At 73.7% G+C, this 1,189-nt stretch carries 1 protein-coding gene; it reads right to left on the bottom strand.

Annotated elements, in window-relative coordinates; genetic code table 11:
* Window positions 1–311: 311 nt before the first annotated feature.
* Window positions 312–1,189: S1C family serine protease (locus G9H71_RS22785; RefSeq protein ID WP_231135349.1), on the bottom strand; the 878-nt coding region annotated here is incomplete at its 5' end.

A 1,189-nucleotide genomic window follows, 5' to 3' on the forward strand; every position in this document is an offset into this window, starting at 1 on the left:
CGTCGGCGGGCGCCGCGTCAGCGGCCGGTGGACCGGCGAGAGTCGTGGCGGACAGGGCGAGAGCGGCGACGAGTACGCGGATCCGGCGCATGCGGGCCTCCACGGCGTTGTGGGTGGGACCCACGATGCCCTGGTTGGGCCGGTATCGCCAGTGGCTGCCCGGCGGGGGTCCGGCACTTCCCGCCGGGCAACGTGACTCTGCGCCCGTTGCAGGGGGAGGGAAGTGCGGTCACCGGGAGGAAAGTCGCTCCGCTCGAGGTGGTACCGGGAGGAACGTGGCGCCACTCGGGGTCGCGTGCCGCCGGTGCGCCTCAGATGTGCGACGTCGAGCTGGAGGAGCCCATGAGCTGCTCGGCCACCGCGAGCGCGGTCTCGGCGGGGATCGCGAAGCCGATGCCGATGTTGCCGGAGTCCTCGGAGAGCGCGGCGATGGCCGTGGTGATGCCGACGACCTTGCCGTCGGTGTTGACGAGTGCGCCGCCGGAGTTGCCGGGGTTGATGGCGGCGTCGGTCTGGATCGCGTCGTCGAGCGCGCTGTTGCCAGTGTCGCCGTCGTCGACCTGGCGGTGCAGCGCGGACACGACGCCCGCGGTGACCGAGCCCTCGAGGCCGAGCGGGTTGCCGATGGCGAGCACGTCGTCGCCGACCTCGACCTCGTCCGCGTCGGCGAAGGTCGCGGGCGTGAGACCCGAGACGCCCTCGGCGGAGATGACCGCGAGGTCCTTGTCGGCGTCCCGACCGACGATCGTCGCCGGCGCGCTCGTGCCGTCGGAGAACTCCACGCGGATCGTGCCGCCCCGTGCGGCCGACTCGACGACGTGGTTGTTGGTGAGGATGTCGCCCGCCGCCGTGAGGACGACGCCCGAGCCCTCGCTGGTGCCGCTGGGCGAGGTGACGGTGATGGACACGACGCTCGGCGACACATCGGCGACGACCGAAGCGAAGTTCGTATAGGCGTCGACGTCGCTGACGGTCGTCGCCTGCGCCGCACCGGAGGTCGTGGACACGACGGCCGCCGTCGTGTCGCGGTGCCCGAGGTCGGACACGAGGACGGCCCCGGTGGTGCCGCCCACGAGCGCGGTCAGCGACAGCGCACCCGCCGCGGCGAGCGCGCCGAGCCGCCGGCGCGCACTCCGGCGCGGGGCGGGCGCGGCCACGGGAGGCTCGAGGAGGGAGGTGCTGCCGGTGG

Origin of the sequence: Motilibacter deserti (assembly GCF_011250635.1) — a bacterium.
GTDB lineage: Bacteria > Actinomycetota > Actinomycetes > Motilibacterales > Motilibacteraceae > Motilibacter_A > Motilibacter_A deserti.